Here is a 13,559-nt window from a genome sequence, read left to right on the forward strand (position 1 = left end):
GTGTCAGTACCTCGGTCCGTCAGCGGGCGTTCTGCGGGTTGTACGTGCGTTCCTTCACGTCCAGCTCGACCTTGACGGGCTCGGCCTTCTCGAAGCGCAGCTCGACGGTGACCTTGTCGCCGACCTTCGGCTGGTTCTTCAGCCCCATGAACATGACGTGGTCGCCGCCGCGTGCCAGCTTCAGCTCGCCGTTGGCCGGTACGTCCAGAGCCTGGACCTGCTGCATCTTCTGGTCTTTGGTCTGGTGGATCGTCACGTCGCCGGAGAGTGCGCTCGTGACGGCGGTGAGCTTGTCCGCCGTCTTGGACGCGTTCTTGATGACCATGAAGGCGCCGGCCATCTTGTCGTTGACCGGTTCGGGCATGTAGCCGCCGCTGACGGACAGCTGGGGCTTGCCGTCGTCCGGGCCGGAGTCCGAGGAGCAGCCGGATATGGCGAGCGCTGCCGTCAGGGAGAGAGCGGCGGCGAGGGTGCGGGTGGTGCGGCGGTTCACGGGTTCTCTCCCTTGATGATCTTCGGCAGATCCTTGGTGTAGTCCTCGGCGGTGGTCGACTCCCCGTAGAGGACGTAGCCCTCGTCGGTCTTCGGGGAGAAGGCGATGACCTGCGCGCCGTGCATGGAGACGACGCTGCCGTCGGCCTCCTTCTTGGCGGCCTCGATGCCGATGCCGAGGGTGCGGGCGCCCGCCTGGATCGTGGCGAAGTCCCCGGTGAGCCCGATGAAAGCCGGGTCCTGGGCCTTGAGCCACTTGCCGAGGGACTCGGGAGTGTCCCGGTCGGGGTCGGTCGTGACGAAGACGACCTGGAGGTTGTCCTGGTCCGCCTTGGACAGTGCCTTCCTGGCGACGGCGAGATTGCTCATCGTCAGCGGGCAGACGTCCGGGCAGTTGGTGTAGCCGAAGTAGATGAGCGTCGGCTTGCCCTTGGTCTGCTCGCGCAGGCTCCACGGCTTGCCGTTGGTGTCCGTGAGCACCAGGTCCGGCTTGTCGAAGGGGCGGTCGAGGACGGTACCGGGCTTGGTGCTGGCGGGGGCGTTGACCTCCGCGAACGGCTTGCTCTTGCCGGTGTCGCCGCCACAGGCGGTGAGGGCGAGCGAGGCCGCCGCCACGAGGGCGGCGACCGTCACACGTGCGATGCGCATGGGGTGTCCCTGGGATCGGGGGTGGTTCGGATGGCTGCGGACGGCGGTCAGGACGTACGGCGGCGCGAGGCGACGCCGAAGGCGACACCGCCGAGGCCGACGACGATGCCCGCGATGCCGAGGGCACGCGCGGTGTTGTCGGAGCCGGACGCCGCGGTGTTCTTGGCGCCGTCCTCGTGCTCGGTGTTCTTGGCCTCGCCCGAATTCTTGTCGGCGTCGTCGTCGTGGTGGTCGTCGGCGGACGCGGCGGCGGTCAGCTTCAGCACGGGCGCCGGGTTCTGCGGCTCCGCGGCGCCGTCCTTGGCCTCTTCGATCCAGCGGACGACCTCGTTGTTGTCGTACGTCTGGATCGCCTTGAAGACCAGCTTGTCGGTGTCACTGGGCAGCTGACCGATCGAGAGCGGGAACTGCTGGAACTTGCCGGCCTCGATCTTGCCGCCGGTCCAGGTCACCTTGGTGACGGCCTCGTTGATCTGCTTGCCGTGGACCGTGAGCGGCTTGTCGAGCTTGCTCTTCTCGACGCTGACCGTCCAGCCCGGGACGTCCTGCGGCATGACGGACGAGAGCGGGTGGTCGGTCGGGAAGCTGACCTCGAGCTTGGTGGTCGAGGCGTTGTCACGCTCGTTCGGGACCTTGAAGTTGATGGTCGCGTAGCCGCCCTTGGCGGCCTCGCCCGGCTGGATGCCCACGTGGGCGAAAGCCGTGCCGGACAGAACGAGGACGCTACCGGCGGCCAGGGCGGCGACGAAGGAGACGCGAGAGGTCTTCATGGCAGGAACACTCCACGGGAAGCAGGGGTGACGGTGGCTCCGGGCACAGGCGCGCGCGGAGTTCGCGGCACCGGTGCTCCCGTGTGTGTCCTGGGGAGTCGAGGTGCCGCGTCAGGCGGCGAGGGCGAAGGTCACCGGTGGCCCACGCCTGATCACCGTGTGCTGGAGTGCCTCCCGGCCGGGGGCCGCGGCCCGGTCGGGGGTGGTGCGCCGCGCCCGCGGGGTACGTCCGGGCGCACCCGGAAGTCCGCTGCCCAGGGCGCGTACGAGGGCCAGGGCCGTGCGCAGCGCGCGGACCGGCGCGGCCGGGCCGGAGCGCCGTGACAGTTCGACGAGCCGGAACAGGGCCGCGTCGCCGCGGCTCAGCAGCCAGCCCGCGGCCAGCGCGGCCAGTACGTGCCCCAGCAGCATCGGCAGGCTGAACAGACCGCTCGCGGGTTCCGCCGCGGCCTGCGCCATGTGCGCGTGGGCTTCGTGTGCCGGAGCGCTCATCGCGGCCGGGTTCAGCCCCGCGGTCTCCAGGACCCGCCGGGCATCGGCCGGGCTGAGCGGAACGGAGTTGCCCCCGCAGATCAGCCGGGCGGCGAGGGCCGCGAGCGAGGTGTCGGAGCCCGGCTGCGCGGAGACGGCCGAGGAGGACGCGGCGGCGCCGTGCTGGCCGAGGCCGAACAGCGCGTGCAGCGCCAACTGCCCCACGGTGAGCCCGGCGGCGAGGCCGGGCAGGCTGCGGCGTCGGCCCGCGAGCGGGGCGGCGACCGCGAAGACGGCCAGGAAGCCCGCCGCGAGCGTCCACCAGGGCACGGTGGCGCAGGAGGCCAGGGCGTGTCCGAGGGCGGACAGCACGACACAGACCGCGGTGAACACCGCGGTCCGCAGGAGCCGGAGCCCGGTTCCTGCACGCATCGTGTGGGGGGCAGTCATGGCCGGGCCATCATCGCACTGCGCTTAGGCCTTCCATACGGCAGGTCCGGAAGGTCCCTTGAGTCCCCCTGGACGCAGTCCTGTCGGCACGGCCCCGGCCGCGGCGCGAATGCCGCGCACCACCGCATACACCGGTGTCCGGGCGGGTCGCATCGGCCGAACGAGCGCTCTGGCGGCCGCTGGGGGCTTACACCGGGCCCAAGGCGGCAATAGGTATCGGTATGAGCATCTGGTGGTCTCTCCACTTGAGGCGCGAGGCCGCGAGCGTCCCGCTCGCCAGACGGCTGCTGCTGGGGACGATGGAGACCGCGGGGGTGGACCCCGACATCTCCTTCGACCTGTCGGTGGCGCTGAGCGAGGCGTGCGCGAACGCGGTGGAGCACGGCGGGCCGGTGGCCGAGGCCCCGGCCACCGGCGGCGTCGAGGGCGACGGTCCGGCTCCCCCGCATTCGGCGGCCTGTGCGGCGTACCGCGTCACGGCATATCTCGACGGCGACCGCTGCCGGATCGAGGTGAGCGACTCGGGGCCGGGTTTCCCGCCCGCGACGGTCGCCCGGCGCAGACCGGTGCTGGCGGAGCACGGCCGGGGCCTCTCGCTGATCGTCGAGCTGGCCGATCACGCCCGGTTCCGCAACCGGCCCGGCCGGGGCGCCGTGGTCAGCTTCGACAAGATCCTCAAGTGGCGCGACGGAGCGCTGCTGAAGGTGTCCTGAACGGCCGATGGGCGGGGTCCCGGTACAGGGGACCCCGCCCATCGGCGGTGGCAGGCCGCCGCGCGGCGGCGTACGGGCGGCGCGGATCAGCCGTTCAGCGCGGCCATCCAGCTCTCGACCTCGTCGGACCGGCGCGGCAGGGCCGCGGACAGGTTCCGGTTGCCGTCCTCGGTGACGAGGATGTCGTCCTCGATCCGTACGCCGATGCCGCGGTACTCCTCCGGCACGCTCAGGTCGTCGGCCTGGAAGTACAGACCGGGCTCGACGGTGAGGCAGACGCCGGGCTCCAGGGTGCCGTCCACGTACGCCTCGGTGCGGGCGGCCGCGCAGTCGTGGACGTCCATGCCGAGCATGTGACCGGTGCCGTGGAGGGTCCAGCGGCGCTGGAGGCCCAGCTCCAGGACCCGCTCGACCGGACCTTCCACCAGGCCCCACTCGACGAGCTTCTCGGCGAGCACGTGCTGCGAGGCGTCGTGGAAGTCGCGGAACTTGCCACCCGGCTGCACGGCGGCGATGCCGGCCTCCTGGGCCTCGTACACCGCGTCGTAGATCTTGCGCTGGATCTCGGTGAACCGGCCGTTGATCGGCAGGGTGCGCGTGACGTCGGCGGTGTAGAGGGACTGGGTCTCCACGCCCGCGTCCAGCAGCAGCAGGTCGCCCGAGCGGACGGGGCCGTCGTTGCGGACCCAGTGCAGGGTGCAGGCGTGCGGACCGGCGGCGCAGATCGAGCCGTAGCCGACGTCGTTGCCGTCGACGCGGGCGCGCAGGAAGAAGGTGCCCTCGATGTAGCGCTCACTGGTGGCCTCGGCCTTGTCGAGGACCTTCACGCAGTCCTCGAAACCGCGGACGGTGGAGTCGACGGCCTTCTGCAGCTCGCCGATCTCGAAATCGTCCTTGACCACGCGGGCCTCGGAGAGGTTCACGCGCAGCTCGCCGTCACGCTCGGCGGTGACCTTGTCGGTCAGGGCCGCCTCGACGACCGCGTCGTGGCCGCGGACGACCCGGACCGGACCGGTGGCCTCGGTCAGGGCCTCGGCCAGGGTGCGGACGTCCTTCGCCGGGATGCCCAGGAGCTGCTCGGCCTCGGTCAGGGAGTGGCGGCGGCCGACCCACAGCTCGCCCTGGCCGGACAGCCAGAACTCGCCGTTCTCGCGGTCGGAGCGCGGCAGCAGGTAGATGGTCGCGGTGTGGCCCGTCCCGCCGGTGGGCTCCAGGACCAGGACGCCGTTCTCGCTCTGGTCGCCGGTCAGGTAGGCGTACTCGGTGGAGGCACGGAAGGGGTACTCCGTGTCGTTCGAGCGCGTCTTGAGGCGGCCCGCGGGGATGACGAGGCGCTCACCGGGGAAGCTCGCGGACAGCGTCGCGCGGCGGGCGGCCGTGTGCGCGGCCTGGGCGATCGGCTCCAGACCGTGCAGCTCGGTGTCCGCCCAGCCGGTGCGCATGTTCTCGGCGAGTTCATCGCTGAGGCCGGGGTAGAGCCCGTTCTTGCGCTGTTTGTGCGTCTTCTTGGGCTGCTCTTCTTCCGGGGTCTCCGGGGTGAGCTCGTCAGCCACGTCATCTCCTCAGCTACGACAGGACCGGGTACGGACCCCGTCCATCGTATGTGCGAGAGGAAGTGGCCCCGACGGGCTGTGACAAATCAGTCGAAACGGGCGGCCAGTACGACGATGTCCTCGGCGGACTCCGCGGTGAAGTCCTCCTCCGGCAACACCATCCGCAGCACGTGATCGACGATCGCGGCCGGGTCCTCGCGGGCGGCGCGCGGTACGCCCGCGGCGGCCGCGTGCAGCCGTGCGTAGGCGCGGTCCATGGCGTCCCCGGTGCGGCGCAGCAGTCCGTCGGTGTAGAGCAGCACCGTTTCTCCGGCGGCTGGCTCGATCTCCACACTGGGCGCTTCCCAGCAGGCGAGCATGCCGAGCGGCGCGGACAGCGTGGTCTCGATGTACTCCGTGCGGTGCTCGCCGATGAGCAGCGGCGGGGTGTGTCCGGCGCCCGCCAGGATGATCTTTCGGGAGCCCGGCTCGCAGTAGGCGAACAGAGCTGTCGCCGACCGCGCGGGTTCGGTGAGCCGCAGCAGCAGCTCCAGGTCGGAGAGGACCGCGACCGGGTCCTCGCCCTCCATCACCGCGTACGCGCGCAGCGAGGCCCGCAGCCGTCCCATCGCGGCGATCGCGCCGGGACCGGCGCCGGTGACCGAGCCGACGGCCAGCCCGAGGGCGCCCTCCGGCAGCGGCAGGGCGTCGTACCAGTCGCCGCCGCCGAGCGGTCCGGTGTGGTGACGGGCGGCCAGCTGGACCCCGGGCACCCTTGGCAGCCTGCTGGGCAGCAGCTCCTCGGCGACGGTGGCCAGCCGGGTCCGGGCGCGCTGGGCCTCCAGTACGCGGGCCAGGTGCTCGGCCGCGTGCCGTACGTAGAGGCCGACCAGGTCGCGCTGGCGCTCGCTGGGCTCGACCTGGTCGTCGTAGAGCCAGACCACGGCGCCGAGTCTGCCGGGAGCCTGGGCCGTCAACGGGAGCGTGTAGCTGGCGCAGTAGCCCAGGCGCGCGGCCACCTCGCGGTGGCGGGGGTCGATCGGGGCCGTGCAGCCGCCGGAGGCGGGCTCTTCGCCCGCCCGGGGCAGGATCTCGGAGCCGCCGACGGCGTCGGCCAGTCCGTCGAGGATGCGGCCGTACGAGGTGGAGCCGCGCGGCACGGTCTCGATGTGGCCCAGGTCGGCGCGGCCCAGGCCCAGCCCGAGGGTGGTGACCGGGCCGAGCCGGTCGGCGGGTTCCAGCACGATCAGACCGCGCCGGGCGCCGACGAGTGCGGCGCCCGCGCGCAGGAATTCCTCCAGGCAGGAGTCGACGTCGACGGATCGGGCGAGGCGTTCGGTCAGCTCGTTGAGGGTGGTCAGGTCGGAGACCATGCCCGCCAGCCGGTCCTGGATCAGGGTGCTGGGGGCGGGTACCGGGGCCGGTGCGGGAGCGGTGCGCGGGGGCACGGGTGCCGCAGTGTGCAGGGAAGCCGTAACTACTGAATCGATTCCAGCCACTTTCGGCGGATGCGGGGCGCTCATGGCGTCCGGCTTTCCACCTGGTGCGATTCGCCGAATAGCATCGCAAACCCCCAGATCGTTCTGCGCCGCCATCAATGGATCCACATCTACACGCACACATGGAGCGATGTCCAGCATTGCCCAGGTGGGAATCCTGGTGTCCGTGGGACGACAACTCACCGTCCAGCCAAGGGTAAAACTTGGCCGGAAAAGGGTGGAAGGGATCCCTTTTTGCGGTCGACTGGGCGGGCGTCACCGTGGGTCCGGGTACGTAATCGGTGGTGCACGGGGTGAGTTGGCGCCATCCCGGACCCGCCGGGAACCGCCCGGTACGGCTCGCCGTCCTTAACGGCGGCGGCCGGGCCCGGCCCGTCGCGGGTGCGTACCACCTCTGCCGGACGTTCCATGGACCCGTACGAAAACTGCACGAACCGTGTGAACCTGCTTCTAGCGGACAGTGACGCGAAACGTGTACGTGTGGTGAAACACCGCATACATGGTGTGATGTGGCCCTCGGCGTTCAACGGAAAGGAACGAGCGCTCATGCGCGAGATCCTCGGAAGGCGTCTCCAGCGGCTCCGTAGTTCCCTCCAGTCCCTTCAGCCTCTCCAGGCCCTTCAGTCCCTCCACCCCCTCCGGTTCGCTCAGCGGCGTGCCGGCATCAAGCCCGGCGCCGCCCCCGCCCTCCCGCAGCCCCTCGACGCCGCGTTGACCTGTGCCACCGCCTGGGAATGGCCCGTGCTCCCCGGCGTGGGCCGGGCGGGCGCGGACAGCGCTCGCTGCGCGTGCCCCGACCCGGACTGCGTGGTTCCCGGTGCGCACCCCTTCGACCCGGGCCTCCTCGCGGCCACCACCGATCCCCGGATGGTGAGCTGGTGGTGGGCCAACCGGCCCGCCGCGCCGCTGCTCCTGGCCACCGGCGGGGCCGCTCCTTGCGCGGTGAGCCTGCCCGCCACCGCGGCGGCGCGGGCGCTGGTCCGGCTGGACCAGCGGGGCATGCGCCTCGGCCCGGTGGTCGCGACGCCCACGCGCTGGTCGCTGCTGGTGGCGCCGTACTCGCTCGAACGCCTCGGTGAACTCCTCTACGCCAAGGACCACGTGCCCTCCTCGCTACGGTTCCACGGCGAGGGCGGCTATCTGCTGCTGCCGCCCTCCGCCGCGTCCGGCGGCGGTCAGGTGCGCTGGGAGCGGGAGCCGTCGGCGGCGGCCGGGCGGCCCTGGCTGCCGGAGATCGAGGCGGTCGTGGACGCGTTGGTGGAGGCGAGCAGCGGAGCGCCGGGCGGCGGAAGCCGACTCGCGTACTGACGCCCGTACCGCCCCGTCAGTTCTCCCGGATCACTCGAACGGGTGTCACCGGGGCGGGTTTCCAAGGGAATTGGGCGCGGGGATCTCCGCGCCCCATTCCCGCGTCGCTATCGTCGGCGAATGAATCTCCGCCTGATCGGTATCGGTGCCGGTGTACTGATCATCTTGTCGCTCCCCCTCGCGGGCGCGATCGCCGGACCGGATTTCGCCGTTCGGGACGACGGCAAGGGCGGCGGACTGCTTACCTCGCTGGGCCTGTCGGAGTCCTCCGGCCGGCCCTCCGGGGCGAAACCGGCGCCCCCGGGTCCCCCCGAACAGCCCCGCACCGACGCGCGCTGCGGCCCCGAACTCTCCTCCCCCCAGGGCGTCGAGGCGCAGACGTGCGTCCTGACGGGCGACGGGCAGAGTTGGGGGCGGAGCTACTACCGCAACACGAGCGGGCGGCCCCTGGAGTCCGTACTGACCGTGATGGGTCCGGCCGGCCGGACCGTGCAGATCCGTTGCGCGATCGGGGCGGGGGACGAGCCGGGACTGTGCGAAACACCCCGTGAGCACTCCATGGGAACCCCGGACCGGTACGCGGCAGTAGCGGAGTTTGCAGTTCCGGATGCTGAAGGGCCCCTGCTCCTGCGGTCCGGGAGCAACTCACCGGCACCGACCGGCGGTTGAGCACCGCCGGAAATGGAAGGGCCCGGTCGCTGGCGACGGGGGATGCACCAGCGACCGGGCTACAAGAACGGTAACAAGAGATCGCCTGTTCGCAAATTCGATCTCTGATATTCAGACAGCGATTTGCAGACGATTAGCGGGAGTTGTGACTCCGGTCACCCGCCGTGGCGGGGGTCCGGACCGGCCCGGCGGGCGGCCGGGGGCCGGGGGCCGCCCGGGGCCGGTCGCCCGTCAGTTGAGGGTCACCTGGCGGTTGGTGAGCCCGCCGCGCGCCCGGCGCTCCTCCGTGGTCAGCGGAGCGTCCATGGCCAGAGCCTTGTCGAGGCGCTCCGCGAGCCGGGCCGCGGGCTCTTCCACATCGGCGGCCGAGACGCCGACGGGCAGGTCCCAGACCGGGACCATCAGCCCGTGCGCGCGGAAGGAACCGACGAGCTTGGTGCCCTCGCCGAGCGAGGACTCGCCCGCCGCGGTCAGCCGCGCGAGGGCGTCGAGGAGCTTCTCCTCGGGGTGCGGCATGACCCAGCGCAGGTGGTTCTTCTCCGGGGTCTCGCACCAGTAGGCCGCGTCGACGCCGGTGAGTTTGACCGTCGGGATGGCCGCCGCGTTGGCGCGCTCCAGCGACGCGGCGATCTCCGGGGAGGCGGCCTGAGCGCTCTCCGTATCCGGAATCCAGAATTCGAAGCCGCTGTGCACAACAGGCTCGAAAACGCCGTCCGGGTCCAGGAGATCCTGAAGCCGGGTGCCCTCGGCGGGCACACGACGGGCCGGCACCGGATTGCCGGGCTCCGCGACGAGCGCGCGCTCCAGGGTGTCGGCGAGGTCGCGGGCGAGGTTGCCGCTACTGGACTCGTTCTGCAGGCCGAGGAGGACGGAGCCGTCCTCGCGGCGCAGCGCGGGCCAGGCCATGGGCAGTACGGTCACCAGCGTGACGGACGGTACGCCCTCGGGCAGACCGCCCTTGAGGGTGAGCGGGATGGTGGCCGCGGGCACCAGTTCGCGCAGCGCCACCCAGTCGCACTCGGAGGGCAGACCCTCGAAGGGGCGCTGCACGTGGTCGGTGACGGCGTGCGAGGCGGCGGCGCCGTGGCAGGCCTTGTAGCGGCGCCCGGATCCGCAGGGGCAGGGCTCGCGGGCGCCCACCACGGGGATCTCCCCGTCCTTGAGCTGCGGCTTTGCAGTCTTCGCTGCGGGGCGCTTCTTGGCCATCGTGGGTGTCTCCCGGTTGCGGCGGTGCGTACGTCGTTACGTGACGGCGAGCCTAGCCGTTCGTACCGCCGGAACCGGGTGGGTGCGGCCGGGAGCGCGGTCGGCGTGCGCTCCCGGACGGCCGCGGGTGTCGTCGATGGCCGGTCGTCGGGTCGGGGATCCGGTCCGGGACCGTGGTCGGGATCCCGTCAGGGATCCAGGTCGTCGAAGGGGGCGCTGAAGTCGATCGCCGGCGCGGCGACGCGCGTAGCGAAATCGTCGTACCGGGCCCCGCACGCGACCGTCACCCACACGGTGACCTCGCCGCCCGCTCCGTCCCGGACACCCCAGTCCTGGGCGAGGGCGCTGATGATGTTCAGCCCCCGGCCGCCGCGCGCGGTGACGGAGGGCGTGGCCGGAACTGGACGGGTGGGCCCGCCTCCGTCCGTGACCTCGACCGTCAGTCGCCCCGCCTTGTCGACGCGCCACGCGGCGCGTATGTCTCCGTCGCCGATCTCCCGCGCGCCCAGGGGCCTGCCGTGTCGGCAGGCGTTGCTGAGCAGTTCGGAAAGGATCAGGACGGCATCGTCCACGATAGATTCGGGCACTCCGCTGATACGCAACTGCTCACGCATGCGATGCCTCGCCGCGCCCACGCCCGCAGGGCCATGCGGTACAGCCATGCACGACGACGTGGGCAACTCCTGTGCCACCACCAACGCCACCCCCGGAACCTCCTTAGCCCCACGCCATGGTCTGAATGCCCCATTGGCCTGGACCGGAAACCGCCACGGCGGGGCCCTCTGACGCATTCATGACGACTGAATGCGGAACGGATGCGCCGGTGCACACCCTGTAACGGGAGGTGAAGGGGTGTCGGATGGGCAAACCGGGGCGTCAGCGCCCAAGTTGTGACAGAACTTGGCGCGGTCGGTTCGTGATGATCGCTTCTACACCCAGATCAGCGCAGAGCTGAACGTCTTCCGGCTCGTTCACCGTCCACACGTGGACGGGGTACCCGGCCGCCTGGAGTTTGCGGATGAAGCCCGGATGGCTACGGACGATCCGCATGCCCGGTCCGGCGATCCGCACACCGGCGGGCAGCCGCCCGTCCCGCATCCGGGGCGAGACGAACTGCATCAGATAGACGGTCGGGATCGTCGGCGCGGCCGCGCGCACCCGGTGCAGGGAGCGGGCCGAGAAGCTCATGATCCGCACCGGGTGGGGGCCCTCGGTGGACGGCGAGTCCAGCCCGAAGCGCTTGAGGAGGAAGAGGAGCCGCTCCTCCACCTGCCCGGCCCAGCGGGTCGGGTGCTTCGTCTCGATCGCGAGTTCCACCGGTCGGCCGGCGTCCGCGACCAGCTCCAGCAGCCGCTCCAGGGTGAGCACGGCGGTGCGCTCGGGATCGGGCTCCTTGCCGTACTCGCCCGCCGCTCCCGCGCCCGCGTCCCAGTCCGGGGACTCGTCGCGGTCTTTCCAGGACCCGAAGTCGAGGGCGGCGAGGTCGGCCAGTTCGAGGGCCGATACCGCGCCGCGGCCGTTGGAGGTGCGGTTCACCCGGCGGTCGTGCACCAGCACGAGATGGCCGTCGGCGGTGAGCCGGACATCGCATTCGAGGGCGTCGGCGCCGTCCTCGACGGCTTTGCGGTAGGCGGCCAGGGTGTGCTCGGGGGCGTCCTCCGAGGCGCCGCGGTGGGCGACGATCTGGATGGGGCGCGGCGTTGCGTGGGTCACCGGGTCATGGTGCCATCGCGCGGGCCCCCGCAGTGGGGGCGGATCCTGAAGACGCGTCCGAAATGCCCGGGATAAAGGATGGGGTGCGGACGCACAGGTCCGGCTTACAGTGCTCTGACGGTGAATGGGAAAGGCTTGCCCAGGAACTTGTATGACCGGTCGAACGTTCACCCGGACCGATATCCCGCTGGATGTCCCGTCCGACATCCAGCACGTCGTGTGTGACGAGGAGAGAGCGCTGTGAGCACCGAGAACGAGGGCACCGCGGCCCCGAAGCCCCCCGCGGCCCCGTCCGCACCTCCCGTGCCGGTGGCCGCGCCGACCCCCGAGCCGGTCGCCGTACCGGCTGCTCCGGTCGACGCGCGCCGGGCGGACGCGCCCGAGGCCGGCGCGCGCGAGAGCGCCGCGCCCGCCGTGGAGATGGGCAAGGCGCCGGGCGGTGCCGACCATGGGTACGTCGCCGCTTCCGCGCCGGCCGAGCACGTGACCCGGCAGCTGCCGACGACCTCGGCGCCCGGCGCCGAGGCCGCCCAGCAAGTGCCCCCGACTCCCGCGGCCCCGTACGGGGCGCCGCCTGCCACGACCGGGTACGAATCCCCCGGCGCTGCTCCGTACGGCGCTCCGGACGAGGGCGCGCCCGCGCTCTCGTACGGCGCTCCGGCCGGACCTCCCCCGGGCCACGGCGCGCACGGCGCACCCGGCGCCGAGGCCTGGCCGCCGCCCCCGCCCGCGGTTCCGGCGTACGGAGCCCAGGGACACGAGGGCGGCAACGGCGGCGGTGTCTGGGGCGCGCCCCTGGCCGCCGACGCCCCGCAGCCCAAGCCGAAGGGCCGGGGCGGCCTGATCGTGGCCGTGCTGGCGGCCGCCCTGCTCGCGGGTGGCGTCGGCGGCGGCATCGGCTACAAGCTCGCCGACGGCGGGTTCGACGGCTCCGGCTCGACCACGGTCAGCTCCGGTGAGACGCCCAAGGACCTCAAGCGCGAGTCCGGCTCGGTCGCGGGCCTGGCCGCCAAGGCACTGCCGAGCGTGGTCACCATCGAGGCACAGGGCGGCGACGGCGAGGGCGGTACGGGCACCGGCTTCGTCTACGACCAGCAGGGCCACATCCTCACCAACAACCACGTGGTGGCTTCCGCGGCGAGCGGCGGCAAGCTCTCCGCCACCTTCTCCAACGGCAAGAAGTACGACGCCGAGGTCGTGGGCCGGGCCCAGGGCTACGACGTGGCGGTACTGAAGCTGAAGAACCCGCCGGCGGGGCTCAACCCGCTCGCACTGGGCGACTCGGACAAGGTCGCGGTCGGCGACACGACCATCGCGATCGGCGCCCCCTTCGGTCTGTCGAACACGGTGACGACCGGCATCGTCAGCGCCAAGAACCGCCCGGTCGCCTCCGGTGACGGGGCCAGCAACAAGAACTCGTACATGAGCGCCCTCCAGACGGACGCCTCGATCAACCCGGGCAACTCCGGCGGTCCGCTGCTGGACGGGCGCGGCGCGGTCATCGGCATCAACTCCGCCATCCAGTCGGCGGGCAACGGCGGCTTCGGCGGCGGCCAGGCCGGTTCCATCGGCCTCGGTTTCGCCATCCCGGTCAACCAGGCGAAGAACGTCGCCGAGCAGCTGATCAAGACGGGCAAGCCGACCTACCCGGTGATCGGTGTCTCCGTGGACCTCCAGTCCAAGACGGACGGCGCGAAGATCTCCGAGCAGGGCGCCGCCGCCAACGAGCTGGTCGACCCGGCCGGTCCGGCGGGCAAGGCGGGCCTCAAGCCCGGCGATGTGATCACCCAGTTCGGCGACAAGCCCGTCGACAGCGGTCCGACCCTCATCAGTGAGATCTGGACGTACAAGCCCGGCGACACGGTGAAGCTGACCTACCTGCGGGGCGGCAAGCCGACCACGGTCGACATCACGCTCGGCTCGCGCGTCGGCGACAAGTAGTTCCACCGACGGTTAGTCCCACCGACGGGTAGTTCCACCGACGAGTCGCTCCACTCGGCGGGTAGTTCCACGGGCTCGGCGGGTGGTGCCACGGGGCGATGGGGAGGGGCCGTAGACGGGATTCCGGCTACGGCCCCTCCCAACGTC

General features: G+C 71.6%; 13 protein-coding genes. 4 read left to right on the forward strand and 9 right to left on the reverse strand.

Annotation, left to right across the window (positions count from 1 at the left end; translation table 11 throughout):
- Nucleotides 1-19: 19 nt before the first annotated feature.
- From QMF80_RS24700 to QMF80_RS24715, 4 genes are all read right to left on the reverse strand, one after another.
- Entirely contained in the window at nt 20-493 is a 474-nt protein-coding gene (locus QMF80_RS24700) for a copper chaperone PCu(A)C (RefSeq protein ID WP_283456803.1), read from the reverse strand.
- A complete protein-coding gene (locus QMF80_RS24705) occupies nt 490-1,140 on the reverse strand; it encodes an SCO family protein (protein ID WP_283456804.1) in 651 nt (216 codons plus the stop codon). The genes QMF80_RS24700 and QMF80_RS24705 overlap by 4 nt, the downstream gene beginning before the upstream one ends.
- A 47-nt stretch (nt 1,141-1,187) precedes the next feature.
- Nucleotides 1,188-1,910 carry a YcnI family copper-binding membrane protein gene (locus QMF80_RS24710; RefSeq protein WP_283456805.1) on the reverse strand — a complete coding sequence of 241 codons (723 nt, stop codon included), beginning with the start codon at nt 1,908-1,910 and terminating at the stop codon, nt 1,188-1,190.
- 111 nt (nt 1,911-2,021) lie between these two features.
- Complete coding sequence (locus QMF80_RS24715; RefSeq protein WP_283456806.1) at nt 2,022-2,831, reverse strand: hypothetical protein; 810 nt, start codon at nt 2,829-2,831, stop codon at nt 2,022-2,024.
- A gap of 221 nt (nt 2,832-3,052) precedes the next feature.
- Between QMF80_RS24715 and QMF80_RS24720 the strand changes: the two genes are divergently transcribed.
- Entirely contained in the window at nt 3,053-3,544 is a 492-nt protein-coding gene (locus tag QMF80_RS24720; RefSeq protein ID WP_283456807.1) for an ATP-binding protein, read from the forward strand.
- An 86-nt stretch (nt 3,545-3,630) separates the two neighbouring features.
- On the opposite strand, the gene QMF80_RS24725 is transcribed toward QMF80_RS24720, so the two are convergent.
- Together QMF80_RS24725 and QMF80_RS24730 are read right to left on the reverse strand one after the other, a co-directional pair.
- Nucleotides 3,631-5,097, reverse strand: a complete 1,467-nt coding sequence (locus QMF80_RS24725) for an aminopeptidase P family protein (RefSeq protein WP_283456808.1) — start codon at nt 5,095-5,097, stop codon at nt 3,631-3,633.
- An 86-nt stretch (nt 5,098-5,183) separates the two neighbouring features.
- Nucleotides 5,184-6,716 (reverse strand): PP2C family protein-serine/threonine phosphatase, encoded by a 1,533-nt coding sequence (locus QMF80_RS24730; protein ID WP_283456809.1) that lies wholly within the window; start codon nt 6,714-6,716, stop codon nt 5,184-5,186.
- A gap of 405 nt (nt 6,717-7,121) precedes the next feature.
- On the opposite strand from QMF80_RS24730, the gene QMF80_RS24735 reads away from it, so the two are divergent.
- Complete coding sequence (locus tag QMF80_RS24735) at nt 7,122-7,883, forward strand: bifunctional DNA primase/polymerase (protein WP_283456810.1); 762 nt, start codon at nt 7,122-7,124, stop codon at nt 7,881-7,883.
- A 120-nt stretch (nt 7,884-8,003) separates the two neighbouring features.
- Nucleotides 8,004-8,552 (forward strand): hypothetical protein, encoded by a 549-nt coding sequence (locus QMF80_RS24740; RefSeq protein ID WP_283456811.1) that lies wholly within the window; start codon nt 8,004-8,006, stop codon nt 8,550-8,552.
- Nucleotides 8,553-8,783: 231 nt separating this feature from the next.
- Here QMF80_RS24740 and QMF80_RS24745 read toward each other — a convergent pair whose 3' ends face one another.
- The 3 genes from QMF80_RS24745 to QMF80_RS24755 form a co-directional block, all read right to left on the reverse strand.
- On the reverse strand, nt 8,784-9,758 hold the full coding sequence (locus QMF80_RS24745) for a DUF5926 family protein (RefSeq protein ID WP_283456812.1): 975 nt from the start codon (nt 9,756-9,758) through the stop codon (nt 8,784-8,786).
- 188 nt (nt 9,759-9,946) lie between these two features.
- The gene (locus tag QMF80_RS24750) at nt 9,947-10,549 is read right to left on the reverse strand and encodes an ATP-binding protein (RefSeq protein WP_283456813.1); all 603 of its coding nucleotides are present in this window, start codon (nt 10,547-10,549) and stop codon (nt 9,947-9,949) included.
- Between the two features lie 85 nt (nt 10,550-10,634).
- A complete protein-coding gene (locus QMF80_RS24755) occupies nt 10,635-11,471 on the reverse strand; it encodes a glycerophosphodiester phosphodiesterase (RefSeq protein ID WP_283456814.1) in 837 nt (278 codons plus the stop codon).
- Nucleotides 11,472-11,711: 240 nt separating this feature from the next.
- Between QMF80_RS24755 and QMF80_RS24760 the strand changes: the two genes are divergently transcribed.
- Nucleotides 11,712-13,412, forward strand: a complete 1,701-nt coding sequence (locus QMF80_RS24760; protein ID WP_283456815.1) for a S1C family serine protease — start codon at nt 11,712-11,714, stop codon at nt 13,410-13,412.
- Nucleotides 13,413-13,559: the final 147 nt, after the last annotated feature.

Origin of the sequence: Streptomyces sp. G-G2 (assembly GCF_030063135.1) — a bacterium.
Classification (GTDB): domain Bacteria; phylum Actinomycetota; class Actinomycetes; order Streptomycetales; family Streptomycetaceae; genus Streptomyces.

What these genes read in the sequence shown, in the direction of transcription:
- QMF80_RS24705 (WP_283456804.1), bottom strand. Translation starts at nt 1,140, where the DNA reads ATGCGCATCGCACGTGTGACGGTCGCCGCCCTCGTGGCGGCGGCCTCG.
- QMF80_RS24710 (WP_283456805.1), bottom strand. Translation starts at nt 1,910, where the DNA reads ATGAAGACCTCTCGCGTCTCCTTCGTCGCCGCCCTGGCCGCCGGTAGC.
- QMF80_RS24715 (WP_283456806.1), bottom strand. Translation starts at nt 2,831, where the DNA reads ATGACTGCCCCCCACACGATGCGTGCAGGAACCGGGCTCCGGCTCCTG.
- QMF80_RS24720 (WP_283456807.1), top strand. Translation starts at nt 3,053, where the DNA reads ATGAGCATCTGGTGGTCTCTCCACTTGAGGCGCGAGGCCGCGAGCGTC.
- QMF80_RS24730 (WP_283456809.1), bottom strand. Translation starts at nt 6,716, where the DNA reads ATGCTGGACATCGCTCCATGTGTGCGTGTAGATGTGGATCCATTGATG.
- QMF80_RS24735 (WP_283456810.1), top strand. Translation starts at nt 7,122, where the DNA reads ATGCGCGAGATCCTCGGAAGGCGTCTCCAGCGGCTCCGTAGTTCCCTC.
- QMF80_RS24740 (WP_283456811.1), top strand. Translation starts at nt 8,004, where the DNA reads ATGAATCTCCGCCTGATCGGTATCGGTGCCGGTGTACTGATCATCTTG.
- QMF80_RS24745 (WP_283456812.1), bottom strand. Translation starts at nt 9,758, where the DNA reads ATGGCCAAGAAGCGCCCCGCAGCGAAGACTGCAAAGCCGCAGCTCAAG.
- QMF80_RS24750 (WP_283456813.1), bottom strand. Translation starts at nt 10,549, where the DNA reads ATGCGTCAGAGGGCCCCGCCGTGGCGGTTTCCGGTCCAGGCCAATGGG.